Origin of the sequence: Nostoc sp. DedVER02 (assembly GCF_034530675.2) — a bacterium.
Taxonomy (GTDB): domain Bacteria; phylum Cyanobacteriota; class Cyanobacteriia; order Cyanobacteriales; family Nostocaceae; genus Nostoc.
Genome location: NZ_JAVRCP020000027.1, coordinates 57,367 through 81,929 on the forward strand (window position 1 = coordinate 57,367; position 24,563 = coordinate 81,929).

20 protein-coding genes, 1 tRNA gene and 1 CRISPR repeat array (1 of these 22 running past the window's edge) are annotated in these 24,563 nt (G+C 40.9%); of the genes, 14 read left to right on the forward strand and 7 right to left on the reverse strand.

The annotated features are described in order from the left end of the window. Window positions 1–248: a CRISPR direct-repeat array (repeat unit 35 nt; unit sequence GTTTTAAATCTCTTACCCCTCACGGGGATGGAAAC) (it extends 1,316 nt beyond the left edge of the window). A gap of 368 nt (window positions 249–616) precedes the next feature. Continuing rightward, complete coding sequence (locus RMZ41_RS23130; RefSeq protein ID WP_322644738.1) at window positions 617–1,096, reverse strand: DUF29 domain-containing protein; 480 nt, start codon at window positions 1,094–1,096, stop codon at window positions 617–619. A 199-nt stretch (window positions 1,097–1,295) separates the two neighbouring features. Then, the gene (locus RMZ41_RS23135) at window positions 1,296–1,892 is read right to left on the reverse strand and encodes a hypothetical protein (RefSeq protein ID WP_012411481.1); all 597 of its coding nucleotides are present in this window, start codon (window positions 1,890–1,892) and stop codon (window positions 1,296–1,298) included. Between the two features lie 197 nt (window positions 1,893–2,089). On the opposite strand from RMZ41_RS23135, the gene RMZ41_RS23140 reads away from it, so the two are divergent. Next, a complete protein-coding gene (locus RMZ41_RS23140) occupies window positions 2,090–2,713 on the forward strand; it encodes a sigma-70 family RNA polymerase sigma factor (RefSeq protein WP_322644737.1) in 624 nt (207 codons plus the stop codon). Between the two features lie 103 nt (window positions 2,714–2,816). Next, complete coding sequence (locus RMZ41_RS23145; RefSeq protein WP_322644736.1) at window positions 2,817–3,890, forward strand: tetratricopeptide repeat protein; 1,074 nt, start codon at window positions 2,817–2,819, stop codon at window positions 3,888–3,890. 266 nt (window positions 3,891–4,156) lie between these two features. Here RMZ41_RS23145 and RMZ41_RS23150 read toward each other — a convergent pair whose 3' ends face one another. After that, window positions 4,157–4,858, reverse strand: a complete 702-nt coding sequence (locus RMZ41_RS23150; RefSeq protein ID WP_322644735.1) for a hypothetical protein — start codon at window positions 4,856–4,858, stop codon at window positions 4,157–4,159. Between the two features lie 276 nt (window positions 4,859–5,134). Beyond that, window positions 5,135–6,604 (reverse strand): HAMP domain-containing sensor histidine kinase, encoded by a 1,470-nt coding sequence (locus RMZ41_RS23155; RefSeq protein WP_322644734.1) that lies wholly within the window; start codon window positions 6,602–6,604, stop codon window positions 5,135–5,137. A 369-nt stretch (window positions 6,605–6,973) separates the two neighbouring features. Between RMZ41_RS23155 and RMZ41_RS23160 the strand changes: the two genes are divergently transcribed. The 7 genes from RMZ41_RS23160 (at window position 6,974) to RMZ41_RS23190 (ending at window position 18,531) form a co-directional block, all read left to right on the forward strand. Then, on the forward strand, window positions 6,974–9,670 hold the full coding sequence (locus tag RMZ41_RS23160; protein WP_322644733.1) for an ELWxxDGT repeat protein: 2,697 nt from the start codon (window positions 6,974–6,976) through the stop codon (window positions 9,668–9,670). Window positions 9,671–9,861: 191 nt separating this feature from the next. Next, complete coding sequence (locus RMZ41_RS23165; protein WP_322644732.1) at window positions 9,862–10,467, forward strand: hypothetical protein; 606 nt, start codon at window positions 9,862–9,864, stop codon at window positions 10,465–10,467. 256 nt (window positions 10,468–10,723) lie between these two features. Beyond that, window positions 10,724–11,317 (forward strand): hypothetical protein, encoded by a 594-nt coding sequence (locus tag RMZ41_RS23170; protein WP_322644731.1) that lies wholly within the window; start codon window positions 10,724–10,726, stop codon window positions 11,315–11,317. A gap of 27 nt (window positions 11,318–11,344) precedes the next feature. Continuing rightward, the gene (locus tag RMZ41_RS23175; RefSeq protein ID WP_322644730.1) at window positions 11,345–12,283 is read left to right on the forward strand and encodes a molecular chaperone; all 939 of its coding nucleotides are present in this window, start codon (window positions 11,345–11,347) and stop codon (window positions 12,281–12,283) included. Between the two features lie 116 nt (window positions 12,284–12,399). Next, entirely contained in the window at window positions 12,400–15,249 is a 2,850-nt protein-coding gene (locus RMZ41_RS23180) for a carboxypeptidase regulatory-like domain-containing protein (protein ID WP_322644729.1), read from the forward strand. A gap of 109 nt (window positions 15,250–15,358) precedes the next feature. Continuing rightward, entirely contained in the window at window positions 15,359–17,536 is a 2,178-nt protein-coding gene (gene ppk1, locus RMZ41_RS23185) for a polyphosphate kinase 1 (protein ID WP_322644728.1), read from the forward strand. 581 nt (window positions 17,537–18,117) lie between these two features. Continuing rightward, on the forward strand, window positions 18,118–18,531 hold the full coding sequence (locus RMZ41_RS23190; RefSeq protein ID WP_322644727.1) for a response regulator transcription factor: 414 nt from the start codon (window positions 18,118–18,120) through the stop codon (window positions 18,529–18,531). 126 nt (window positions 18,532–18,657) lie between these two features. Here RMZ41_RS23190 and RMZ41_RS23195 read toward each other — a convergent pair whose 3' ends face one another. Continuing rightward, complete coding sequence (locus tag RMZ41_RS23195) at window positions 18,658–18,831, reverse strand: hypothetical protein (RefSeq protein WP_322644726.1); 174 nt, start codon at window positions 18,829–18,831, stop codon at window positions 18,658–18,660. A gap of 663 nt (window positions 18,832–19,494) precedes the next feature. Between RMZ41_RS23195 and RMZ41_RS23200 the strand changes: the two genes are divergently transcribed. Continuing rightward, window positions 19,495–20,064, forward strand: a complete 570-nt coding sequence (locus RMZ41_RS23200) for a DUF2854 domain-containing protein (RefSeq protein ID WP_322644725.1) — start codon at window positions 19,495–19,497, stop codon at window positions 20,062–20,064. A gap of 211 nt (window positions 20,065–20,275) precedes the next feature. Here RMZ41_RS23200 and RMZ41_RS23205 read toward each other — a convergent pair whose 3' ends face one another. Beyond that, on the reverse strand, window positions 20,276–20,938 hold the full coding sequence (locus RMZ41_RS23205; protein ID WP_322644724.1) for a group I intron-associated PD-(D/E)XK endonuclease: 663 nt from the start codon (window positions 20,936–20,938) through the stop codon (window positions 20,276–20,278). Window positions 20,939–21,007: 69 nt separating this feature from the next. After that, window positions 21,008–21,080: transfer RNA gene (locus tag RMZ41_RS23210), tRNA-Arg, on the reverse strand. A 357-nt stretch (window positions 21,081–21,437) separates the two neighbouring features. Between RMZ41_RS23210 and RMZ41_RS23215 the strand changes: the two genes are divergently transcribed. From RMZ41_RS23215 to cutA, 4 genes are all read left to right on the forward strand, one after another. Next, entirely contained in the window at window positions 21,438–22,097 is a 660-nt protein-coding gene (locus RMZ41_RS23215) for an Npun_F0813 family protein (RefSeq protein ID WP_322644723.1), read from the forward strand. 141 nt (window positions 22,098–22,238) lie between these two features. Beyond that, window positions 22,239–23,090 carry a hypothetical protein gene (locus RMZ41_RS23220; protein ID WP_322644722.1) on the forward strand — a complete coding sequence of 284 codons (852 nt, stop codon included), beginning with the start codon at window positions 22,239–22,241 and terminating at the stop codon, window positions 23,088–23,090. Between the two features lie 21 nt (window positions 23,091–23,111). Next, window positions 23,112–24,119, forward strand: coding sequence for a transposase (locus RMZ41_RS23225; RefSeq protein ID WP_322644721.1), 1,008 nt, complete (start codon window positions 23,112–23,114; stop codon window positions 24,117–24,119). A 5-nt stretch (window positions 24,120–24,124) separates the two neighbouring features. Then, window positions 24,125–24,451: a divalent-cation tolerance protein CutA gene (gene cutA / locus RMZ41_RS23230; protein WP_322644720.1), complete on the forward strand. Its 327-nt coding sequence runs from the start codon at window positions 24,125–24,127 to the stop codon at window positions 24,449–24,451. Window positions 24,452–24,563 lie beyond the last annotated feature (112 nt).

Sequence of the window (24,563 nt, forward strand, 5' to 3'; positions counted from 1 at the left end):
CTTACCCCTCACGGGGATGGAAACGATTTGGATTAGGTGCTTGGGTCGCATCAATACTTCGATAAGGTTTTAAATCTCTTACCCCTCACGGGGATGGAAACGTCAAACTAGTTTGTCTGACGTTAGCAAAAACTATCACTTGTTTTAAATCTCTTATCCCTCACGGGGATGGAAACCTTGGAAATGCTTTATTAGGGCTACCAAACGAAAATAGTTTTAAATCTATTACCCCTCACGGGGATGGAAAAGTTAAAAGGACGTTGCGATCGCATTTACTAATAATCAAGCATGAGTAGTTAGAGACTTGAGACTGAGTGCGAAGGCGTAACCGCACACCGTAGGCGATCGCATTTACTAATAATCATTGAGGCTGAGTGGGAAGGCGAACCGCACACTGTAGGCGATCGCATTTGCTAAGTTACAAAAATAGTCAGATGATGTACGACAATTTCAGACGAAGAGGAGTGCGGTCTTCTCCCAAAGGGAGAGGCTAGCGTCAAGGGGTCTCCCCATTCTTGAGCAACTCCGGGGGATTTAAACCTCGACTGAAACTGGGGCTACCTGTAGAGGTAGGGGTCTTAAACCCTTTTATTTACGATAAAATAGGATTGAGAAATTACTCGCTCTGCTCATTAAGCTGATTCGGATTTGGTAAGAATTCAGGATTTAGAGTTTCGCCTAAAGTGTAAGGACATACTTCTGGAAAAACTTGTTCGCCTAACTCAGTTTCTCGAATCGCTAAAGCTAAACCTAGTTCATAAACACTCACGAAAACTTCATCAAGATAGGGTTTCAAACTAGGGCTATCTTGCAGAAGCAGCTTAATTTGAATACGTTGCTCTCGAATTGTACTCAACCAGCTATTGCTACGTTTTTCTGGTTGAAAATACCATTTGAGTAAGTGTCCTAGCAATACTCCGAGCCGATTTCTCAATTCTTGTCGTTCTCTTCTGCCCAAAGTTTCAATTTCTTCAATTAGGTTGACTGTATCTAATTGATTCCACTGTTGAGTTTTGAGCAAGCTAACCTGCTCTTGAGTCCAACTATAGAAATCTGTTTCATACAGCTGAGATACGTAAATCTTTTCAAGGGTCATAAGTTTCTACCTAGCAAAACCCTATAATGACTATTCGTAGTGAGCGATTCATTGCTCATAGCAAGGTTTATCAGGGCTAAAATCCTTACTACAAACTTTAATTTATTTACGCCTAACTACTTAAAAAAATATTGTGTGGCGCGATGCCTACGACGGCAAACTACGCACCCACAATATAAAATCATCTAAAATCTAACGATTAATTCGCTACCTCAGCCACCTCAATCACTCGCCCTTCATAGTCTTTGACCAAAAAGTTCAGTGGCTTCTGGTTACGAATCTTGAATTTCAAACCGCGCGTTTCGACTCGCATTAAAATCATTTCCAGGCAGTCGTGGTCAAAACAAACGTGGCGTTGCTGATTTTTGCTACCTAAACTCGCACCAGTAATAACGTGTAGCTGGGTGTTTTTCTTCAATTGATACCACAGCCCTTCAGTAGCATTATTCATCATTTTGCTTGACAAACTCGGGCCTGTAGACATATATAGCGGATCGATCCCAGTTGCGCCTATAGTTTGTTCGTAGTTGTAGTAATAGTGCAATGGCACTTCAGCTGCTGGCAAATCTAGCAGCCCTTCATACAACTGTCGGGCAATTTCTAAATCTGACACCATTACAGTGTGTACTTTTGGGGCACTGGTGAGGAACATCCACATCGCACCAGCGTAAGCTGCTAGCAGCATTACCATAATGCCTTGGGTGGAAAACAGGCTATCTAAAGGCAAGGAAGGGAGGAAGGAGCCTAAAGTAAGGGGACTGAGGAGAAACGACATCACACTAACTGCTATAACCATGAATAAATAAGGATTCTATAAAGGAAGCGATTTTATAATTGTCGATTAAGACTAAAATTAAGTCCTTGTTTCTAGTTTATCAATAACTCAAGTTGTCTGAGTCTCGGCTACAAACTGGGCAACACCAAGATATTATGCGATTAACTACGGGAGTGCAATTCCCAAAATTATTTTAACAACTATCAACTCAAAGACTTGTGCAAATTCCTCATTTTCCTGAAGCTAATCACCCTCTGGTAAAGTCGCTATTTCATCACAGCGATGAAGAACTACTGACTTTGTTTCAGCGTAATCCAGATGCCGGAAAGTATTTTACGGTGATTTTTTGCCGCTATAGCCCCATAGTGTATACCTTAATTCGGCATTCGGCGCGATCGCCTGTGCAAGCAGATTATCTGTTCGCTCTCACCTGGCGGCATATCTATTACGAACTTGGTGGACTAAATTTAACTGCCCCTGAATCTGGTGAGCCAGCTTTAACCATGCAAAATTGGTTAATTAATATGACAGCTTTCTGTATTAACGAAATTAAGCTACCACCCACAGAAGCAATTCATTATTCTTTGCAAGCGACTTCGCCACCGCTATGGTGCTATGTACAACAGGCATTAGACCAACTACCACCTGTTTTACGATTAATCGTCTTAATGTCTCAAACTTTCCACTGGAGCGAAACAAGAATCGCTGCCTATCTGCAAGCCGAAGGAGAAGCGATCGCTCCTAACGAAGTAGCCAATTTTCTCCAGGAAGGCTATCGTATGCTAGAGGACAAATTACCCACAGATATCCGCTCTATATACTTTGGGGAAGATTTTACTTAATCCTAACTTAAGTGTAAATGCGTATATTGTTTGTCTTCATTTTAAAACTTAAAACTTCTTCTTAGACCTTTTACTTAAACCCGCAGCTTTACGGGTAATTTTTATGAAACAACGGCTTGCATTTCCAAGGCAATTAGTTTGTGTAGGTGTGATTTCTCGTCCCCAGCTACTTTTACAAAGCTTTTTAGTATTTACTTTTTTGCTGAATCCCATCGCTGCGGGTGCGGTTGACATTACGCAACAACTCCACCGTCCTTTAAATAGTTCTGTTGGGCGACAATCAAGAGATGAAGCAGATAGCTTGCTGAGTATCGGTAAACAACAATACGCTTCCGGATATGCCGATAAAACAGTTGCATCTTGCTTGCAAGCACTAGAACTCTATCACTCAATTGGCGACTTAAAAGCACAAGGTCTGACTTACAATTTACTTGCAAAGGCATATATCCAGCTTGGTAGTTCAAAAGAGGCGGAGGATGCTTTACGACGGGCATTAGCGATCGCTCGTGATACCAAAGACTTCCAAACTCAGATTTTTGTGCTAAATAATATTGGTACATTTCTCCTACAACAAGGAGAATTTGCTGATGCTGGTAAAACAGTTGCAGATGCACTCACAATTGCTCACGGTGTCAAAAACATTGAAGGGGAAGGACTATCTCTGAGTAATTTGGGTTTGGTAAGTGCCAGGTTGGGAGATTATAACAAGGCGATTAAATTGTATGAAAATGCTTTACTTTTCCGCCGTCAGACTGGAGATGCCATCGGTGAAGCAAATACCCTGAATAATTTAGGTGATGCTTATTTAGCATCGGGAAATTATCAGGATACCATTGCTAGTTATGGTGAAGCGATGCGGACAGCTAAAACTAACCGCGATCGCACCAATGAATTACGCGCAATTGACGGTTTAGTTACGGCTCACACTGCTGTTGGACGCTACGAACGCGCTTTTGATTTACTAGAGCAACGTTTAGCACTCGCTAAAGAATTGCAAAATTTGCGAGAAGAATTAAAATCTTTTGAGTCTTACGCTCAGTTATACAAGCAACAAGGTAATTACCTCACTGCTCGTAATTTTTACGAAAGGGCAATTATACTGGCGCGAACATTAGAAGACAGCAAGGAAGAAGTGCAATTGCTGGATCAGTTAACTCAAATGCTTCAGAAAAAGTAGAAGTTATTCCAATACTGTTCAGTTAAGAGACGCGATAAATCGCCGTCTTTACAATAATCACTCCTTTGTAGAGACGGCGATTTATCGCGTCTTTAGAATCGTATTATTTTCATCAACTAACCTTAACCGAACCGTATTGGGAGTTATTCAATTTTAGATTTTGGATTCAAAGAGAAATCTGAAATCCAAAATTCCTACCTCTACAGAGGCGATAAGTCACATCTCCCACCTTTTGTAGAGACGCGATAAATCGCGTCTCTCTTTGATTAATTCAAAAAGACTGAACCATTTCGTTCAATTCTCATAGCGCTTCTACCCTGGGTTGCATTGGTGGCTTCGTTAAATCTAACTTCCAAACTTCCTGGCTCTGAAGAAGCTTGTGGAGTCACTATCAACTGTCCGCCATCCTCTCGCTCAAATGTCACCGTGACTGGTGCATCTAAAGCTTGCAGTGTTACATCTGACTTACCTTGTAGCGATCGCGGTGCTGTATCGCCAATCACTTGATAGGTTACATTAGCCGCAGTGTCATTTACTAACCTGACATTAACTTTACCATTTGCCAGTGCGATCGTTGCACTGGGGGTTTGTCGTGGTTGTAGCAGTCGTTGCTGATCGTTGGAAACCGCTCCTGGTGAGGACTGTTGAGTTTGATTGCCAGGAAGTCTAGCGCCTGCTTCTGGAGCGTCACCACCGACACCCAATCTTGTTTGCTCTGGTGATGGGTTAGCAGACGCAGGAAGAAGCCCTTGAGCAGCTAATCTTTGTGTTAGCGCATTGGGAGGACATCCCGCCGGCACTACAACCTGACTATTATGTGGTTCTTCGTAAAAAATTCTGGGACAAGGATTAACTTTGGGAGTAGATTCTTGTGCTAGTGCTTGAGGAATTGCTGGCGCACTAATCAATAATCCCCCAAAAACAGCACCAAATAATTGAGCAGACTTGCGGAAATTTTGAGACTTCATATTTTTTGTTGACTCCTGGAAAAAGTTCAATTTTTCTTTCTTAAATAAATTATTTTTCAAGCAATAAGTAAATTAGATTAGAGATTATTGGCAATTGAATACATATAGAATTTAACAACGCATTCTCTTATTCACATCTAGCTCAGGATGCGGAAATAATCTAAAAAAATAAATATATTTCATTCTCAAGACTGAAAACCCAATCAGAAAATAAGCCCAAAGGCTTTAACCATTGTGATTAGCAACCACATTTTTGTAACAGTCAAATTGTGTTCTTCAAGACTCAATAGCTATTGCTAAAGTCACAGTAAAGGTTGTGCCAATGCCTTGAATACTTTCAACTTGAATATGACCCTGATGATGTTCGACAATAGCTTGAGCGATCGCTAATCCCAATCCTGAACCAGTAGCGCTGGCTGTAGCTGTATTCCCAGTTGTATGAGTCCGTGCCGGATCTACCCGATAAAACCGATCAAACAAGTGTGGTAGTGCTTCTGCGGGGATGCCAACTCCGGTATCACTCACCTTAACTTGCAATTGGGCACTGGTGTAACGTAGTCCAGAAACGCGATTTATTCCTTCAATCCGCGCCAATTCCACTTTTACCCGTCCACCGCCTGGAGTGTAATGTAAAGCATTGGCAATTAAATTTGTGAATAGCTGCACCAGTTGATCCCAATTGCCCACAAGGGTAAACCAATTTTCCAGTAGTTCGGGGTTAGTTTCAGAAGCAGGAGGATCAACTAAGTCTAGAGAAAGGGTGATCTTTTTTTCAGGCGCTAACAATTGTTGTTCTTCAACCACCTCCATCAGCAAGGCATCTAACGGACAAGGTGAAAAAGTTTCTTTGCTAATACCGCTATCCTGCCTTGCTAAAAAGAGTAAGTCATTAACTAACCTACCCAAACGCTGCGTTAAGCGTTCTACTATCTTTAACTGTTGCCGATATTGCACAGAAGTAGTAGTTTCTGCCTCTGCTAACTCCAAGTCTGCGAGGGCGACTTGCACATTTGTTTGAATCAAAGTAATGGGACTTCTAAGTTCGTGGGAAGCATCAGCTGTAAATTGTTTGAGGCGTTGATAAGACTCGCCTACGGGTTCCATCGCTTTACCCGAAAGAAACCAGCCACTTGCGCCCACAGAAAGCAACATTAACCCAATACCTAGCGCCAAATCAAAAATTAACTCACGACTAGGTTTAGTAACTTCAAACCAGGGATGACTAACACGCAGATATCCTACTACTTGCCGCCCCACTTCTACCCGTTGGGTGATTTGCCGTAATAACAATGGTGACGGTAGAGACGCGATTAATCGCGTCTTTAATTTTGAATTTTCACTTTCTCCCTTGACGACGCGCACAGTTTCACCCGTGGGGTTGACATGAATGGGAACATTTAGGGGTTCAGATAGCGTTGACCAAAGTAGTTTACCAGTGGGACTAAACCATTCTAGGTCGATGTGGTCATCTTCTACGGTGTAGGTATTGTCACGAAAACTGGCTTCTAAATTAATACGAAATTTATCTGCATCAGCATTAATTGGCTCAAATATGAGCGTAGATGCACAGGGATTTGTGGTGAGACAACGCTCGACTATTTCAACTACATGGTTAAGAGTATCATCAATCCGCTCAACCAGTGTGCTACGAACGTATAAATAAACGCCACTAGCGAACAGTAGTAGTAATACAGCAGTGACAGAAGTATACCAAAGAGCGAGACGGCGACGAGTAGCTTGAAACATATTGCAATGCCGCAAAAAATGCTGTAGTTAAGCGAGTTAGCAAAGAATAAAAGAGATATGGTATTACCAATTATTTTCCTTGAAAATACCCTTAATCAGGATCTAGTAAAAAAATTTTTGTACTAAAATTTCCTACAAAAATAAATTATTTTTTTAACAATTAGCTTTGTTGAATTAAGTACTTTCACGCAGGCATTCTCTTTTCCCTAAGAGTTAAATTCTATTTGCAATGAAGTTTAAAGGAGAGATGCCAAAGAACATTAAAAATTTTATCGCATCAGCTAATACATAGATCTTGTGTGGATGAATGTTCTGAGTAATTTGTAGCCAGTATATGTGCTTGAACTTTATAAAAAATAATAAATAACTATGCCAACTTATTCAGGATTTCCCGACCCGGGAAGTACAATAGCCACAGCTTTAAATACTGCAACTTATATTATTGGTGGTTCTCTCACTAGCGCAACGGACATATTTCAAGACTCTCTTAGTAGCTCTGACACTCTCGATACTTATAAATTTACTATTAATAGTTCCAGTATTGTTACTTTAGGCTTGGATGGCTTGAGCAGTAATGCCGATTTAAAATTGCTCAATAGTTCTGGCACTTCTATTTATAGCTCCACTAAGTCAGGCACTACCCCAGAATCAATTCGTTCTAACTTAGCAGCTGGCACTTACTATGCCCAAGTTTACTCAAATAATTTCAGTCCGAGTAATACAAACTATAATCTCAGTCTCTCATCTGAAACCATCTTAGAAAGTAACCGCTCTGATAATTCATTTGGAACCGCATTTGATATTGGTACAATCACCAGTTATAACACTGCTGATTTTGTAGGTAGTACTGGTGCAGTTGCAGATGATAATGACTATTACAAATTTCAATTAAATAACAACGGGAACCTCAGCATTAACCTAAATAACTTAGGGGCTAATGCCGATGTATACTTACTTACCTCTTCTGGAACAACCTTGTCCAGTTCTGTTCAATCTGGCACTGCTTCAGAGTCAATCAACACCAATATTAACCAGGGAACGTACTACATTCGTGTAGTTCAAGCAACATCAGGCTTTACTAATTATAATTTGCAGATTTCGCTGGTTTCAGACCCAGTAGATAACGCGGGTAACACTTTAGCAACCGCTCGCAATATTAATCCATTAACTACTAACAGCTACTCAGATTTTGTTAATTCATCTGACAACAAAGATTATTACCGCTTTGATTTAACTTCTGCTGCTTTAGTTAACTTCAGCTTAACGCCAGCAACAGGAAATGCAGATTTACAGTTAGTAGATAGCAACGGTAATAATATTCAAAGTTCCAATCAAGCAGGAACTGCTATAGATAGCATTCGGCGCAGCTTGAATGCAGGTACTTATTATGCTCTAGTTACTCCTGGTACAGGGGTAGCAACAAACTACACTCTTACTACCTCTGCTCAAGCCATAGCAGCAGATCAAGCTCCCAATTCTTTACCTACAGCGAAAAATATTGGTACTTTAAATGGTTCCCAAAATTTCAACGATTTTGTGGGTAATATTGACACCATTGATTACTACACTTTCAATTGTACTACCAATAGTACATTCAATCTCACCCTCAGCGGATTGATTGACAATGCCGATGTGCAACTGTTGAATAGCAACTCTAGTGTAATTCAAACATCTGCTCAATCAGGGAATACGAATGAAACTATAAACGCCAATTTGGGGGCTGGAACTTATTACGTTCGTATTTACATATCTGGTGCCAACACTTACTATACCTTAGACTTGTCTGGATCTCCTCAAGCTAGCATGCTTGATCTCAACTCCGGTTCTGGTAGTTCTAACCCCAGCAATCTAACAGCCGGAAGTAATATTTTGTACTTTACTGCCAACGATGGTAGCACTGGCTCTCAACTGTGGAAGAGTGATGGTACTGTAGCTAATACTACCCGGCTGACTAATATTAATCCTGGCAATTTTAACCCAGCTAATTTGACTGTCTTTAACAACAAGCTGTACTTCAGCGCTAATGATGGAAGCAAAGGTAGAGAACTTTGGGTATACGATGGTACTCAAGCCCAAATAGTTAGTGATATTAATCCTAATTCTGGCAGTTCTAACCCTAGCAATCTGACTGTTGTCGGCAACAAACTCTTCTTTACTGCTGATGATGGCACGCATGGTCAGGAATTATGGCAATATAACGGTACAACATTTGCGCTCGTTAAAGATATCTACCTTGGTGTCAATAGTTCCAGCCCATTGAATCTCACCAATGTCAATGGTCAGCTGTTCTTCACAGCTAATAACCCTACTTATGGAACTGAGCTTTGGTCAAGTGATGGAACCCAGAATGGTACACAAGTTATTGATATCAGGGCAGGAGCAGCTAGCTCATCGCCAAACAGTTTCACTTCTATAGGCAGTACTCTTTACTTCGCTGCCAACGATGGTACGAGTGGATTTGAAGTCTGGAAGTATCAGGCTGGAGCAGCTAGTTTAGTTAAAGACGCTACACCCAATAACAACAAGTTAGCACCAGCATATTTAACGCCTGTTGGCAATACCTTATACTTTGTCAAATATAACGATAACTTTCAGGCAGAACTTTGGAAGAGTGACGGCACTACAAACGGTACTGTTAGGGTTAAGAATGACACTACACAAGCACCAAATATTGGTTCTGGCCCTACTGATTTAACTGCCGTTGGCAATACCTTATACTTCGTGACCTATGGCTCAACAAGTGGTCTCGAACTCTGGAAGACAGATGGTACTGATAACAATACAGTACTAGTTAAAGATATTTGGGCTGGTAACGATTCTAATAACCAGCCTAATAATAGTGTTCCTACTAGTCTCGTCAATTTCAATAGCACCCTGTATTTTGCGGCTTCTGATGGTAGCAGCAGGGAAGTGTGGAGCAGCGACGGCACAGTTTCTGGTACGCGGAAATTCAGCAATATTTACACTACAGGAATTGCTGACCCTGCCAAGCTCACTGTCGTTGGTACACGGCTGTTCTTCACTGCTACGAACGGGACTAACGGCACAGAATTGTGGGTGATTTAACAAGGAGGTGATTTGTAAGACAACAGCTATAAAACTACGTATAAACCAAGATTAATAAGCAGTAAATTTACTGAAGTTTTATTTCTTGGATATTAACCCCAAATCAAATTTGTTTGCTTAAGAGACATTGGGATTTGCTCAAGCTCAAATTAAATTCACACAGACACAATATTACGGAGAAGTTTTTCATCATGAAGACCAAATTTTTAGTAGTTATCGCCGCTACCTCTGCCTTTGTTAGCGCCTTGAGTAGTGTGATTGTTGCACCTGCAAATGCTCAAGTTGCTGCTACAAATAACGTAGCCGTTACTCTCACAGTACCCGAAGTTCTCTACTTGCGAACTGTCAGCACAATTGATTTAGATCTTACAACGGCAGACTTGTCTTCACAGACATTCACTGCAAATGGAAGTGGATTTTACGGTAGTGATAAAAGTGGTACAGCAAATTCAACCACCAGTGGGCTTGATACTACCTCTCCATTCAATAACAACGGCACAAATCTCACAGTGACTAAGACAATACCCCAGGTGTTTGCAGTTTGGTCTAACAGCCCTCGTGGAGCGGGCATTAACGTCAGCGTAGCACCGGGAACTTCCAGTACCCTCACAGGTGCTAATAGTTCAACAGCAACCTTGACAAACGGTGCCGCTAATCCAAACTTTGCTAATGTCCCTGGCTTAGTTACACCTTTCATTGGTGGTGTTGATTTATCCGTAGACGTTGGTGGAAATGGCATTGCTCAAGCGGGTGCATATACTGGAGCAGATATTAACATCACAGCTACAGCTAACTAATTAGTATTGCTGTTTTAGGGATAACAGGTGTCAGAATTGGCATTTTGATTACACTTTCATCCCTTCATTCAGCAACTTTAGTTAATCAAGGCTAAGGTTATTAGATTATTGATATCAACAGATTTTTCATCTACCCTTAGCCTTGCTTCTATTCTATAAGACTTACGCAGTGGTTACTCTAATTCTCTTGGATTGGGGCTTAACTCTGCGTTAATAAATTTTGATGTCCATTAAGGATACTGGAGATCAATGTGAAATGTCAGACAAATATAAACAGGGTGACAGCAATTTAGTAATCCGAAAGATGCCGTGGAGTGAAATTATTAATTGCTTATTTATAAGCATAACACTTTTAGTTTTGCCACAGCCTCCTTCTTTAGGGCAATCTTTTTTGAGAATTGCTGAACCTACAAACATTAATCAGTTATCTACACCTCAAACACTAGTTATTCCTCCTTTATCAGCATCAGACATTATACCAGTAGCCAAAAGTGAGTCTGTCGCCAATTCACAACAATTGCTGTCTCCTCCAGGCTTTAATACCTTCGTCAGCCGTGAGTTTCCCAATTTCTGGCAAATGCGCGTGCCTATAGACCAAGTGGGTTTTCTCTATGCCACCTATGAAATGAAGGCTGAAAATGGACGCAACGATGCGGTTAGTAATCCCCAAAATTCTAATTCAGCAGTTCAAGTGGTGCTAGAACCATTACCCATTATCGAAATTTCCCGCGATCAAAATAGCAATACAGCTTTAGTACAAGGGGGATTCCGATTGAAAATGGATCTTTCAACAGCCCAATCAGCAGGTTTATATGGTGGCAATGTGGCGGTAACAGTTAATCGCCGTTAGTTTTTTTTCGTGATGTGGAATATTAAAGTGAAAAACCCAATCCCAACTTTCCAAAAATTCAGCAAAATAGCTTTAAGCTTATTAGGGGCTTTGGCTCTTGGCGTACCTTCTGCTTCAGCAATTAATATTGGTGTCACCCCGCCCCGATTGGAAGTCAAAATTAATAGTAATAAGACACGCACTGAAATTATTCGCGTTCTTAACCTTGCTTCTGAACCAGTTACGCTGAAAGCTACTGTCAAGTCTTGGGTGATGAATCAAGACAATAAAGCTCAAGACATTGCTTCCAATGAGCAATCTTTAGACCAGTGGATCGTTTTTACTCCGTCTCAATTTACAATTCCAGCCGGGGGCGCTCAAACTATACGCTTTGCGATTCGCCCGAAAGTTCAACCCCAGCCAGGTGAACACCGTGCTGTACTTTATCTCCAAGAAGTCTCTCCAACTTCCCCTATCAAAGCATCTCGAGGAGTGAGGGTAAATGCACGGCTAGGGGTAGTAATTTATGCTTATGTGGGAGAGATTAAAAAAATTGGCACTCTCAATTCTATCACTGTCGATGCCAAACCGAATGCTCTCAAGGCTGTATTTGATATTACTAATAAAGGTAATGCTTATGTACGCCTAAGTGGTCAATATGCCATTTGGCCTGCTGCTCAATATCCAGGTAGTGAAGCTACAAAACCCATAGCTAATACAGGTAAACCGGGAGAAAAGTTCCCCAAATCTGTATTAGATGTAGGTTCATTACCATCATCGCCAGTATTACCTGATAATACTCGTAAAATCCAGCTACCTATTACTAAAAATCTACCACCTGGAAACTACGTCTTAGATATCAACGGGGAATTGACTGGTGTACCAATTGATAAAGGTATTCCATTCACAGTTACAGCAGCTAATAGTAACCAATCGGGAAATAAGCCCTCTGCAAGTAATTTGAGAAATTCTCTTCGCCGTAGATAATTTTTTGTAGCTTCCAAATCTCAATTTTTCAAAGTTAATTAATTCTCACTTTTTCTAAAAATGATTTGGTAGCTGAAAAATTTTTCGGCTACCTATAGGAACTTTTGTGTTTAAATATGCTCTACCATAATCCAACACCTCCCCCAACCATTACAATAAGCGAAGCTCCGCAAAAGGCGATCGCACAGCCGAAAAACTTATCTTCCGCAAAGCAACTAGATGCCAATAGTCGGAATATAAACAATATAATTGCAGGAGCGATCGCCCCACCAGAAATCTTACCTGCTGAGTTTTCTCCAGATATAACACCAGATAGAATACCAGAAAGCTCTGTCAACAAGGAACTTGTTAAAAAACTAATTGCCCAAACTACAAAAAACTCAGCTTCTGGTGAGTTACCCGCAACCTCAACAGACCTAGTAATAAAAACTTATCCTGCATCTAATAGTCTTGCCGAGAAGAAGCCTGGAGAAGCACAAACTTTATTATTAGGAATAATTATTAATGAGCGAGAAGCTGGTAATTTAGATGTGATCCAGCAAGGCAATATTTTATTAATTCCATTACTAGACTTTGCTAAAATTGCTGGCTTTACTGTTGAAAGTTCTGGCGAAAATACAAAACTTAAAACACCTGCTGGTCAAGTTGCACTGACATCGAATGAACTTCAAAAAATAAATGGTATTACCTATATAAGTAATACTGTTTTGCAATCTAAATTAGCCACAAATATTGAGTTAAAAGCCTCAGATGCAGCTTTGATAGTTGACTTACCTTGGCGAAGGAATAATGGGCAATATAGCACTCAGGCTACCGATCTCCAACCTGAAGCTTTACCTCCTAGCAGCGGGATATCAAATTTAAGGCAAGAGTTAAATTTTACTAATACTTTTGGTAGTTCAGGCTGGCATAGTTCTACTCTTTTGGGAGGACGTTTAGCTGGTGGTTCGTGGCGTATACGTCTCGAGAACGATTTTATTAACCAGCCGGAGATTGCTGAATACTTTTTCTTCAAACGCTCAAATCAATTTATCTATCAAATTGGTCGTCAACAGATCGGCTTACATCCTTTATTGTCACATCTTGACCTGACTGGATTTCAAGTTGGTCATACCAATCTCCCTTTAAATAGATTTAGGGCAGACTATGGTGCAACTGAGCTTTTATCTAGACAGTCCCAGCCTGTACAAAGCTTTAACGGTCGAGTTCCTCCAGCAAGTTTTGTACAGTTAAGGGTTGGTGGAGGCATAGTTGCTCAACAGCAAGTAGGGCTGAGTGGAGAATACGAATTTTTAAATGTCAATTTACCTGCTGGCCAAACCAATGACATTGAACTGTTGGTTTTTAGCCGTAATAACCTAAATATACCTACAGAAATTCGTTCTTTAAGGCTCAGAGGTTCTGATTTATTGTTACCATCTGGCGGAAGTACTCAGTTAGCAGGTTTTGGTTTAACTGGTAACTATGTCCAAAAAAGTTTTTTTGATGATTTTGTTAACGCTGACTCAGGTAAGGTTGCTGGATTTGTTCAAGCGCGTCAAGGAATTTCCAATGACTTGACTTTGGAAGGTTCGGTGCAAGTACTCCCTGATAGAACACAAACACAAGCAGGTTTTGTTTGGCGTTTAATAAATCCAGCAGTTATCGCTGCTAGTGTTGGTACTTCTAATGGTGAAGTTGGCTATACAGCTAATTTAGATTTCCAGTTAGATCGCTTGCAAATTTTCGGCAGTTCTGAATACTATCCTGCTGGTTATTTATATAGTAGGCAATCATCAGATCGGTATAACCATAGCATAGAAGCTAAATATGCTTTTAGTAATACTTTTAATCTAGGAGTTGTAGCTCGCGATCGCCAATATGAGAAGCGTTCTAGTAGTTACATTTTGCCCACTTTTTCTGTTAGTCCGTTTTCTAACTTATCTTTAAGAGGCGCACCTGATTTTGCCGGACGTTATTTATTCAACGCTTTTTATCGACCAACGCGAAATAGCAATCTGGCTTTGAGTGCTGTCAATGATATCTATACAACAGACTTTAGCTATAACCTTAGTAGAGAATATTTACTATCATTTGGGACTGAATCTGGTGGGGACTTGCCTACTCGTTACACTTTAATCCTCAATCGTAATGCAAGTAGCTTCTCAGACTTAAGTTGGCGCATAGGACTAGGATATAGAGACGGAGAGGTTGGCCCAGTTGTTGGTGCTAGTATGCGTGTGTTACCAGGTTTGTTTGCTAGAGTGGAATATCAAGGTATCCCTTCTAGGATTAAAAACATTTTTGGTGGTGTTGGTGACGATCGCCTCTTTATCTCACTAGTATCGGATTTATCCTTTTTAGGTGGAAGAGTAGCTCCTGCGGAGTACACCTCGATTGGTAAAGACAAGGGTGCGATCGCTGGACGAATTGTGATAGAAGGAGCAAAGAAAGGTTTTAATTTAAGTGAATCTACTATCCAAGTGATCAATAACCAAGGTCAAAGCGTTGGTGGAACTGTAACTGACTCTAAAGGTAATTTCTTCATCGGCAATTTGCCAGAGGGTATATACACAGTTCAATTTGACCCACAAGGATTACCTGTGGAACTTGCTGTGAAGAAAAGTACAATAATTGCGAAGGTGGAAAGCTCTGCTGTAACTAAGTTAGATTTCCCTGTCAGAATAGAATATGGTTTAGCAGGACGAATTACAGATACCGCAGGTAAGCCAATACCAGAAATACAAGTAGAATTGATCAATGCTGAGGGTAAAAGAATTTCTGCATCCACAAGTGACGAATTTGGTCTTTATCGTCTAGATGCAGTTCCGCGTGGTCAATATATTTTGCGAATTCCGCCTCAAGATGGCATCACAAATAACAGTAACTTACCTACACGCGAGATCGGTATTGATAAAGATTTCCTTTACGATCAAAATCTACAATTGCCATTTGCCACAAGAACAAAAGAAACTAAAGACAAATGAAGTTCCTTTTTCTACCCGGTGAAAAGCTGCTTCGCCTATATACACCATTTAACTTACTATGTTTATTGTCCCCAGTTAAATGGCTATATCTGGCTACCCTAAGATCGTTATGGCAAAATCTAAAAAAAGCGCCAATCCCATTAATTTAAACGATCCACAATATTATCTTAACCGAGAGTTAAGCTGGCTAGAATTTAATGCCAGAGTTTTACATGAAGCCTGTGACGATCGCACACCACTTCTCGAACGCCTGAAGTTTTTAGCAATCTTTAACTCTAATTTAGATGAGTTTTTCATGGTGCGGGTTGCTGGTTTAAAGCAACAAGTAGAGGCAAAAGTCAGCCTGTTAACTCCCGATGGTCGGACACCACAACAACAGTTAGATGATATTAGGTCTACCCTGATTCCTCATGTTAAGAAAGAGCATCAACATTTTGAGGAAGTACTTCGTCCATTGTTAGCAAATCATGGCATTCATATTTTGAATTACATAGATTTGAATCAAAAACAGCGGACTCATCTCAACAGTTATTTTGAGGAACAAGTATTTCCAGTTTTGACACCTTTGGCTGTCGATCCTAGTCATCCCTTTCCTTTTATTTCTAATCTCAGTCTGAATCTGGCTGTTGTGGTTAAGAACCCAGACACCGAAGAAGAATTCTTTGCCAGAGTTAAAGTCCCCAATCTTCTCCCGCGATTTTTACCAATACCGCCGGAGTTGGGACAAAATAACGACAAACCTGCTAACTGGACTGGAGTACCTTTAGAACAAGCGATCGCTCATAACTTAGAATCTCTATTTCCAGGGATGAATATTCAAGAATATCATCCGTTCCGCATTACTCGTGATGCTGATTTGATCTTAGAAGAAGATGAAGCAGATGATTTGCTGTTAGCCATTGAGCAGGAATTACGAAAACGGCGGCTAGGTGGGAGTCCAGTCCGGCTGGAAATTCAATCCCAGACTCCTGAAGTAGTGCGATCGCGATTATTGCACGATTTGGAATTAACAGAAAGCGATCTCTACGAAGTAGATGGTCTTTTAGGACTGCGGGATTTGATGTCTTTTATGGCATTACCACTACCGGAACTCAAAGATCCACCACGCCAATCTGTTGTCCCATTACGCCTGCAAAGGTTGAGGGAACCGAGTTTAGACCCCGATGCACTAGAGACGGACGAAGGAAAAGACTTTTTTGCTGTGATTCGGGAAAAAGATTTACTAGTACACCATCCCTATCAATCCTTTTCGGCTACAGTGGTGCGTTTTATCACCCATGCTGCCTACGACCCGAATGTGTTAGCCATCAAGATGACACTTTACCGGACTTCTGGCGACTCACCCATCGTCAACGCCTTAATTGCTGCTGCTGAAAATGATAAGCAGGTATCTGTACTGGTGGAATTAAAGGCGCGATTTGATGAAGAAAATAATATTTACTGGGCAAAACGACTAGAAAGAGTTGGAGTGCATGTAGTTTATGGTTTAGTAGGGCTGAAAACCCACAGTAAAACCGTTATGGTGGTACGGCGCGAAAAAGACCGGATACGCCGTTACGTGCATATTGGCACTGGTAATTATAACCCAAAAACAGCACGGTTGTATACAGATTTGGGATTATTTAGTTGCCGGGAAGAATTAGGTGCTGACATCACAGATTTATTTAATTTCTTAACAGGATACTCCCGGCAAAAGTCTTATCGAGAGTTGCTGGTTGCACCTGTGAATATGCGCGATCGCTTTTTGGCACTAATTCACCGCGAAATTGAAAATGTTCAAAATGGATTTTCTGGACGCATTGTTGCCAAAATGAATTCTCTAGTCGACCCGCAAATTATCGCCACTTTATATGAAGCTTCCCGCGCCGGAGTGCAAATTGACTTAATTATCAGGGGTGTTTGTTGTTTGCGTCCAGGACTTAAAGACATTAGTGAAAATATTCGCATTATCAGCATCGTTGGTCGCTTTTTAGAACATTCTCGAATTTATTATTTTCATAATAATACCCAAGAGGAAATCTATATCGGTAGTGCTGACTGGATGCGCCGCAACCTAGATCGGCGAGTCGAAGTAATTACTCCAATAAAAGACCCTGATATTGCCAAAGATTTACAAGAAATTATGGGAATTATGCTTGCAGATAATCGCCAAGCTTGGGAATTACAATCTGATGGCAACTACATTCAACGTCATCCATACAATGATTCTCCAGAAGCTAATTCACAAAAAATTCTCATGAATATGGCATTACGATCAACTGGTGTAGCCTCAAATCTGATTGATTAAATAATTAGTTTGTTATACCTTGACAACTATAGGATTACTATTTGATTTTTGAACGAAATTAGGTATTGTAGAGGAGCCAGTGCGTTGCAGTGAATCCAGCGCTGTAGAGGGTTTCCCGGCGTAGGCGACTGATGTTAGCGCCGCCGGGCAAGCGAGTCTTGCCTACGGCACGCCAAAGGCAAAGGAGCGTCACCCAAAGGGAGGTTCTCGACGCTCAATAGCGACGCGGAAAGCGACTGTGCGTAGCGTCTGACTCGCTCGTAGCGTTGCTATGCCGCAGGCTTTAGGCTGCGCTATGTGTTGTAGCAACTGGCGTTGTGTTGGAACGGAGTTCGTAACGCAATATTATCAAGGGTTTGATGCGTTACGTTGTCGCTAACACATCCTACGGATATTTGAAATAAAACCGGATTCCTATAGCTCACTTAGTAAATTTTAGAAAACTTTAATTTTTTGAGAAGTTATCTAAGCTGTTTGTCATAGGTTCACACAAGTTATTCAACCATTGGATAGATTGAGGGCTGATACTTGTTAGCATAAAGTAGAGGGGTTCTAGTAAATAAAATTGTCTTTCCCCATCGATGTTAATGTTATCCTGTGAGCTTTCTACCTTGCGTGTTCTAGTAGTCGATGACCACGAACTGACTCGTTTAACCTTACAGCTAGTTTTTTCTTGCCAGGAAAATATTCAAGTAGTAGGTTTAGCGAGTAATGGTGAAGAAGCTATAGAAATGGTTAAACGTTGTCATCCTGATGTGATTGTTCTAGATTTACAGATGCCGATTATGGATGGCTGGAGTGCGTCTAGTCACATTAAAGCTATATCTCCGAATACCCAAATCCTTGCTTACTCCTCAGTGGAAGACGTGAATTTTCAGGGAGAAAAGGCAATGTCTAGCTTTGATGACGTTTGCAAGAAAGATGTACCCACAAGCGAACTGATAGCCTTAGTTAGGCAATTAGGTCAGCGTGCAGGAAATGGTTTGGTTGCATGATAAATGATACAGTTATTTTGCTTCGCCAACTCAGGCTTAGTTCAATTTAAAGACATGGTAAGGGGAAAAAGCGTCGGTAGAGCCGGAGATTTAGGGTTAAACCGACGCAATTTTTGATAATAATTTCTACTCTACCGGAATGGTGCGTTGAAATTCATCAATTAATTCATCCAGTTCTTCCAAAGCCTGATTTACGTCAACTCTTAAAGTTCCCAGGTTTGGTTGCTCTAGTAAGCCTAATAGGTAATCGCGTTTACTTTGAACTGCGGCAATCCGTTCTTTTATAGTCTGTAAATCCATTATTTTTTCCTATCTTTAACTACCTTTAAGTTAACTTAAAATTAACATTCTAGGGCACAAGGTAAATCGGATTAAACATTACATCAAATGCTCAGGAGTATAGATAGCTAATTTCTTAGAGAAATCAACTATCTAATATATTATTTTAAGACTTACGCAAACAATAATCAAAAATCTAATTTTCAGGTAAGGCTAATACTCTGTAACTACTCCATTGGATAACTTGTCAGGTAACTGCTTTGTCTCTATAGGAATCATATTTGATTTCTGAAAAATCTAAGTATTTGTAGCGTGTGTTAGGCGTAAGCCGTAATAACGCACCCTTCTTAAGGCTTTGGTGCCGTACTCTTTGCGCTCACACCCTATGTATCTTTTCAAAAATCAAATAGTAGTCCTATATATCAATTGTCCCTAGTGCGTATGCCTTGGCATAATTTGTATATTTACATACCTAATCAGGGGCTTAAACTAATACTCTTCCCTAATTTGTTACTAATAGCCGATGATAATAAAACTGATACCTTTTTTACAAAATTGCTGCTACAGGCACGTTGGTAGTGGTGTACTGTAGCACAGCAGTACGCCATTACAACCGATTTATTTGTTGCCAAAATTTTGGAAAATTGTATTGAGGGTATTCAAAACTGATATTAATTTAAGCTCATGCTAGGCAAAATCTCTTTGGGAACACTCGGTTTAACTGTCGGCGGCATATTAACTATCATTGGGTTCGTGGCCTATGCTGGTAATAATGCCACACTCAATCTTGTCGGATTTTTTTACGGGATTCCTCTATTGTTGGGAGGACTGGCGCTGAAAGCAAATGAACTCAAGCCAGTACCCTTTAGCCAAAGTACATCACCTTCAGCATTGATATTGCGCCAACAGCAAGCAACTGATACTCAAAATAAAATACGCAAGGACATCACCCGATATTGTTATGGTCAAGACGCTCATCTAGATACAACACTTTCTTTTCTAGGTTTGAGTCCCACAGACGAGGAACGGCCAACAGTCACAGGTTTGCGAGAAGTAGAAGTCAATGGCAACTATGCCCTAATCTTAGAATTTGATTCACCACTAATACCACTTGATGTATGGCAAAAAAAGCAGGAAAAAATGACCAACTATTTTGGGCCTGGATTGGAGGTTCAAATAACGCAGCCATCTGAAAATACTATTGAGCTAGCGCTGATTAATACTCCAAAAGAGTCTCTAGTCACTAGTCAATAGTCAAAAAATCGGGAGCATCCCAAATGTGCAAGTTTAATTTACATACGGGATTCTGACTTATGGCGGGGAATAAAAAATGAACTACATAGATGCGGAGCGGCTTAATCTGAAAATATTTGAATTTGCATCCTCCAAAAAATAAATCTTTCGTGGGGTGGGCATCTTGCCTGCCCTAATTCTGCAAATTAAATGTGGAATATCTTAATGTAGACTAATCATTTTTTATCATGTTTATATAAGCTTTCTTCACCCAATACCCTCTAGGTGGCTTTTCTACCCCATAAGCTTTACACCACTTTTCTACAGCCTTATCAGACACGCCAAAATCTCTGCCAATTTGTGCAGTTGGCTTTTCCCACACCAATTTTTCTAGTTGTTCTTTCGATGGCCTTTCTACTTTTCTGGTATGAATTCTAGAGTCTGGGTTAACCTTTCTGGTTGTTAAATCAACGCCAAATTCTTTGTAGGTTCGCTTAGACGCTGCTTCAGTAAAGTCTGTAAAATCTTCCCACCAGTAAAACGGTGTAGCTGAATTAGGTAGCTGGGTAGTTATGTAGCAACCATTAAAATTAATTGATGGATAAACAACTTTATTTATATCAGGCAGATAAACAGCATAAAAGTCAAAGTCATTTACTTTGTACTTCTTTTGGTGAGTACCATTTTTATCTACCCAAATAGTTTTATTGACTACTCTATTATCTCCTGCGTATTTAGCTTGTATTTTGTAAAATTTATCGTCTTTGTAAGCAACAAAATCAAAGGGTAGATGCTCACAAACTACTGGCGTGAGAATCAAGTATCCTTTAAGTGTTAGATCGGCGATCGCTCTGGTAGCAGCAATATCGCCTTTATTCTTGGTATGATGCAGCAATAACGAACCCTCAAATGTGGAAACGATCGTATCACTTCATGCTGCTTGAGGGTTCATATTGAGTTAAAACGAGCGCGGCAGGGTTCGAACCTGCGACCGATTGCTTAGAAGGCAATTGCTCTATCCACTGAGCTACGCGCCCAACATAAATTAATGACTCCTTTGGGAGTCATCTAGACTATTATATCGTTTCTGCGTACCAAGAAGCAATCGAAAATTGCAGATTTTACATTAGCAAGGCTAAGATGCTAGTCGCTAGCTAGTCAATTTACATTAAAAACGAAACAGATGGGGTACTGGTTTAAATATATTAAGTTGTCAAGGGGTTATTTGCCTGTTAACATGACCGTCCTCTGGGCGACTGCCTTCGGAAAGGATCTAGCGATCGCTAAACCCATTTTCACAGTAAGCTAGGTAATTTCAGCCTTGGCGATGCTGCCAAATGCCATTGTATATTCCATATTAAGAGTGCCCCTGTGAGGAGTTATTTGCTAGTGCCATGTTTATTCTCAAACGGCAGGATGTTGAAATATCAAGCATTCAGCACCCAAAAAAGGATCAGCAGGTGCCGATCCTCAATTATCAAGGGCAGACTTTTCGCTTGATTAGTGTTTTCAAAGCTAGTCAAGAAGAAGAGGCTAGAGCCTTATGGAGAGAATTAACGGATAACCGGGGTAAAGCCTGTGTTTTACTAGAAGAACCGGAACGCTTTAGCGTCTGGGGTAAAATCCGTTTAGAACAGTTGGATGGTGACACAGGTGGTCATGGCAAAACGGCGATTTTAATCCAAGCCAGTATTTTGCTATTGCAAGGTGTGTCTATCGATATTGAAGAATTTTTGGGTGCTAGGCAAGCTGGATTATTTGAAAAAGATATTGCGGAGGTATTAAAGCAGAAACAATTTCCTCAAGCATCAACCCTTGAAGCAGTTAAATATTTGGTGTCTACTAATCCTTTACCGGCCGCCAAAATACCTGATTGGCAAGAAAATCATGTAGTTACTTTATTACAAGAACTGCATAGATTGGGAAAAGCGTATTTTGGCAACGCCAATTTTACCAAACAAGTGATTTATAAGCTAGAAGATATGCCAGAAGGCGAGCGATCGCTATTTATCAATTGGCTAAATCAATCGCCACTAGGCAAACTGTGGCAGTAGCATGGAAAATTTTAACAAAATTCCGTCCATTGGCACTTGCTTTTTGTACCTGATTGTGTATTATTTGGCAGGCACATTGCTACACATACAGTCCTTTAACTCAAAATCCTGCCAGAGTGCATCTACATAAGTCTTGATCCTATGAATAACTCTTACGAGAATTCGTTCCTTTCTAAATCAATTTTCAACACTCAGAACATTGTCTTAGCTAATATTGGCTGGGCCGTACTGGCACTGCTATACTTTTTGTTGTTTAGTGCCAAAGTCCCTGGAGCCGATGGCATAGAAACCCGAGCCGAGTGGTATGTGATTGGCACAAATATTTTTGAAGCTTTAGCTTATTTGGGTGCCAGTATCTTATGCTTGAGGAACTGGCTGAGTCCACAAATCGTCAGTGGCCGAAATGTTTGGCTCTTGATTGGCTTGGGTATGCTTTCTTATTTCGTTGGGGGGATAATTTTCGGATATACCGAAATAGTTTTAAAAGATGAACCAGATGTGTCTGTAGGCGATATATTTTTTGTACTGACTTATCTATTACTTGGCGCAGGCATGATTTTAGCTGTGGCTTCCAGGCGAATCAATCTGGAAAAATGGCAATGGCTAATTGTGTTAGCAATTGCAGTGTTCGGTAGTTTGTTGGCATGGTGGATTTCTATGCAACAGGAAACACCCTCAGAATTGTTAGTCGCTATTTTGAATTGGTTCTACGTAGTTAGCGATGTAGTTCTGTTAATTATTGCTACCACTCTGCTGTTAGCCTTTTGGGGGGGAAGAGTTTCCCAGTCTTGGCGAATGATTGCAGCAGCGGCCTTTTCGCTTTACATTGCAGATATGTGGTTTAAATATGCCCAAGGCCCCAACTATCAAAGTGGGGAGATATTAGAAGTGTTTTGGGTATTTAGTGGAGTGTTATTTGGTATGGGCGCTGTCTTAGAATATGACGCATCACTAAGACGAACGCGGCGTACCAGCGGACGTAAACGAGCTTAGTAAAGATTTTTGGTATCTACCGTGAGAAAACTAACAGACTCTGACAAGCAAGAAATTCTTAAGTTATATCGAGAGACTGCCGAAACAACCTCAACTTTGGCAGAACGCTATGGTGTGAGTAATTCGACAATTAGTCGCCTGCTCAAAAGCACTTTGCCAGAAGATGAGTATGAATACTTAGTCTCTTTAAAGCGGGCTGCGAGAACTCCTGAAGGCAGGGCGCAGGTAAGCTACGAGCAATTACCTCTACTGACTCAACCGGAACCGGAGCCGGAGATAGAAGTTCCACCCATCGAGAGCCAGCCCTTGGAAGTGCCAAAGGTTGAGCCACTGCCACGTCGGGTAATTCGTGTAGAGCAAGAACTTGACTCAGAGGAAACGGCAGAATCACTTGCTGCGAGTCGCCGGGTGCGCCGTCGTCCCTCGGCGACGGAAAAACCGAAGCTCAGAGTCACGGAGAAATTAGAAACTCCAGAGCAAAAGCCGCCGGAAATAGTCAGCATCTCCATTCCACCGCTAAAGGATAAACATCCAGGAGCGGCTGTCATCGCGCAGATGCTGGGCGAAGATTTGCTAGACGAATCGGAGGATTTGGACGATTTAGATGATGATGATTTAGATGATGACGATTTTGAGGAAGAAGATTTTGATGACGATGACCTGGATGACGAAAGGCCGTTAGTCACAAAAAGAAGACCAGGTGAAGCATCAGTTCAAGTTTTACCTCTGTCGATAGCCAATTTGCCGAAAACTTGCTATTTGGTAATTGACCGTTCCTCAGAATTAATTACCCGACCTCTCAAGGACTTTGGTGACTTGGGGCAAATTCCTAACCTGGAAACCCAGCAAAGAACTCTGCCGGTGTTTGATAATCATCGCGTCGCCAAGCGTTTTTCTACGAAGCGCGATCGCGTGATTAAAGTTCCTGATAGTAAAATGCTCCATAAGGCTCGGACTCATCTCCAAGCTAAGGGCATCACACGGCTGTTGATTGATGGTCAGGTCTATTCCTTGTCTGCGCCGGTTTAGAGGTTATGGAGACACCTGCTAGCTATGGTGTGGTATTGGTGACGGCTGGCAACATCCAGGAAGCAGAAGCAATTGCTAATGCCCTTGTGGAAGCTAAACTCGCTGCTTGCGTGAGTCTGTTACCAATCCATTCAATTTACACCTGGCAAGGGGAACTGCGTAAAGAGGAAGAATGGCAATTAGTGATTAAAACTGATTTGGCCCAATTTCCTGCAATGGAGGCCAAAATTAAGGAAATGCACTCTTATGAAGTGCCAGAAATTATTGCTTTACCAATTGTTGCCGGTTCTCAAGCCTACTTGCAGTGGATTTCTCAGCAAGTTAAAAGTTGAGAGTGAAGAGTTATGAAAATCCTAACTCCTCACTCTTAATACCAATTCTGTATGAAGATGCGCCAAACTACGTCAAACTTATAGATGGGTGCATTTAGTAATTTTGTTATGA

Excerpts from the sequence above, each read along its gene's own strand:
- ppk1 (WP_322644728.1), top strand. The coding sequence starts at position 15,359 with ATGGCAAAATCTAAAAAAAGCGCCAATCCCATTAATTTAAACGATCCA.
- cutA (WP_322644720.1), top strand. The coding sequence starts at position 24,125 with ATGGAGACACCTGCTAGCTATGGTGTGGTATTGGTGACGGCTGGCAAC.
- RMZ41_RS23145 (WP_322644736.1), top strand. The coding sequence starts at position 2,817 with ATGAAACAACGGCTTGCATTTCCAAGGCAATTAGTTTGTGTAGGTGTG.
- RMZ41_RS23190 (WP_322644727.1), top strand. The coding sequence starts at position 18,118 with ATGTTAATGTTATCCTGTGAGCTTTCTACCTTGCGTGTTCTAGTAGTC.
- RMZ41_RS23135 (WP_012411481.1), bottom strand. The coding sequence starts at position 1,892 with ATGGTTATAGCAGTTAGTGTGATGTCGTTTCTCCTCAGTCCCCTTACT.
- RMZ41_RS23165 (WP_322644732.1), top strand. The coding sequence starts at position 9,862 with ATGAAGACCAAATTTTTAGTAGTTATCGCCGCTACCTCTGCCTTTGTT.
- RMZ41_RS23170 (WP_322644731.1), top strand. The coding sequence starts at position 10,724 with ATGTCAGACAAATATAAACAGGGTGACAGCAATTTAGTAATCCGAAAG.
- RMZ41_RS23195 (WP_322644726.1), bottom strand. The coding sequence starts at position 18,831 with ATGGATTTACAGACTATAAAAGAACGGATTGCCGCAGTTCAAAGTAAA.
- RMZ41_RS23150 (WP_322644735.1), bottom strand. The coding sequence starts at position 4,858 with ATGAAGTCTCAAAATTTCCGCAAGTCTGCTCAATTATTTGGTGCTGTT.
- RMZ41_RS23130 (WP_322644738.1), bottom strand. The coding sequence starts at position 1,096 with ATGACCCTTGAAAAGATTTACGTATCTCAGCTGTATGAAACAGATTTC.
- RMZ41_RS23160 (WP_322644733.1), top strand. The coding sequence starts at position 6,974 with ATGCCAACTTATTCAGGATTTCCCGACCCGGGAAGTACAATAGCCACA.
- RMZ41_RS23200 (WP_322644725.1), top strand. The coding sequence starts at position 19,495 with ATGCTAGGCAAAATCTCTTTGGGAACACTCGGTTTAACTGTCGGCGGC.
- RMZ41_RS23220 (WP_322644722.1), top strand. The coding sequence starts at position 22,239 with ATGAATAACTCTTACGAGAATTCGTTCCTTTCTAAATCAATTTTCAAC.
- RMZ41_RS23155 (WP_322644734.1), bottom strand. The coding sequence starts at position 6,604 with ATGTTTCAAGCTACTCGTCGCCGTCTCGCTCTTTGGTATACTTCTGTC.
- RMZ41_RS23180 (WP_322644729.1), top strand. The coding sequence starts at position 12,400 with ATGCTCTACCATAATCCAACACCTCCCCCAACCATTACAATAAGCGAA.
- RMZ41_RS23215 (WP_322644723.1), top strand. The coding sequence starts at position 21,438 with ATGTTTATTCTCAAACGGCAGGATGTTGAAATATCAAGCATTCAGCAC.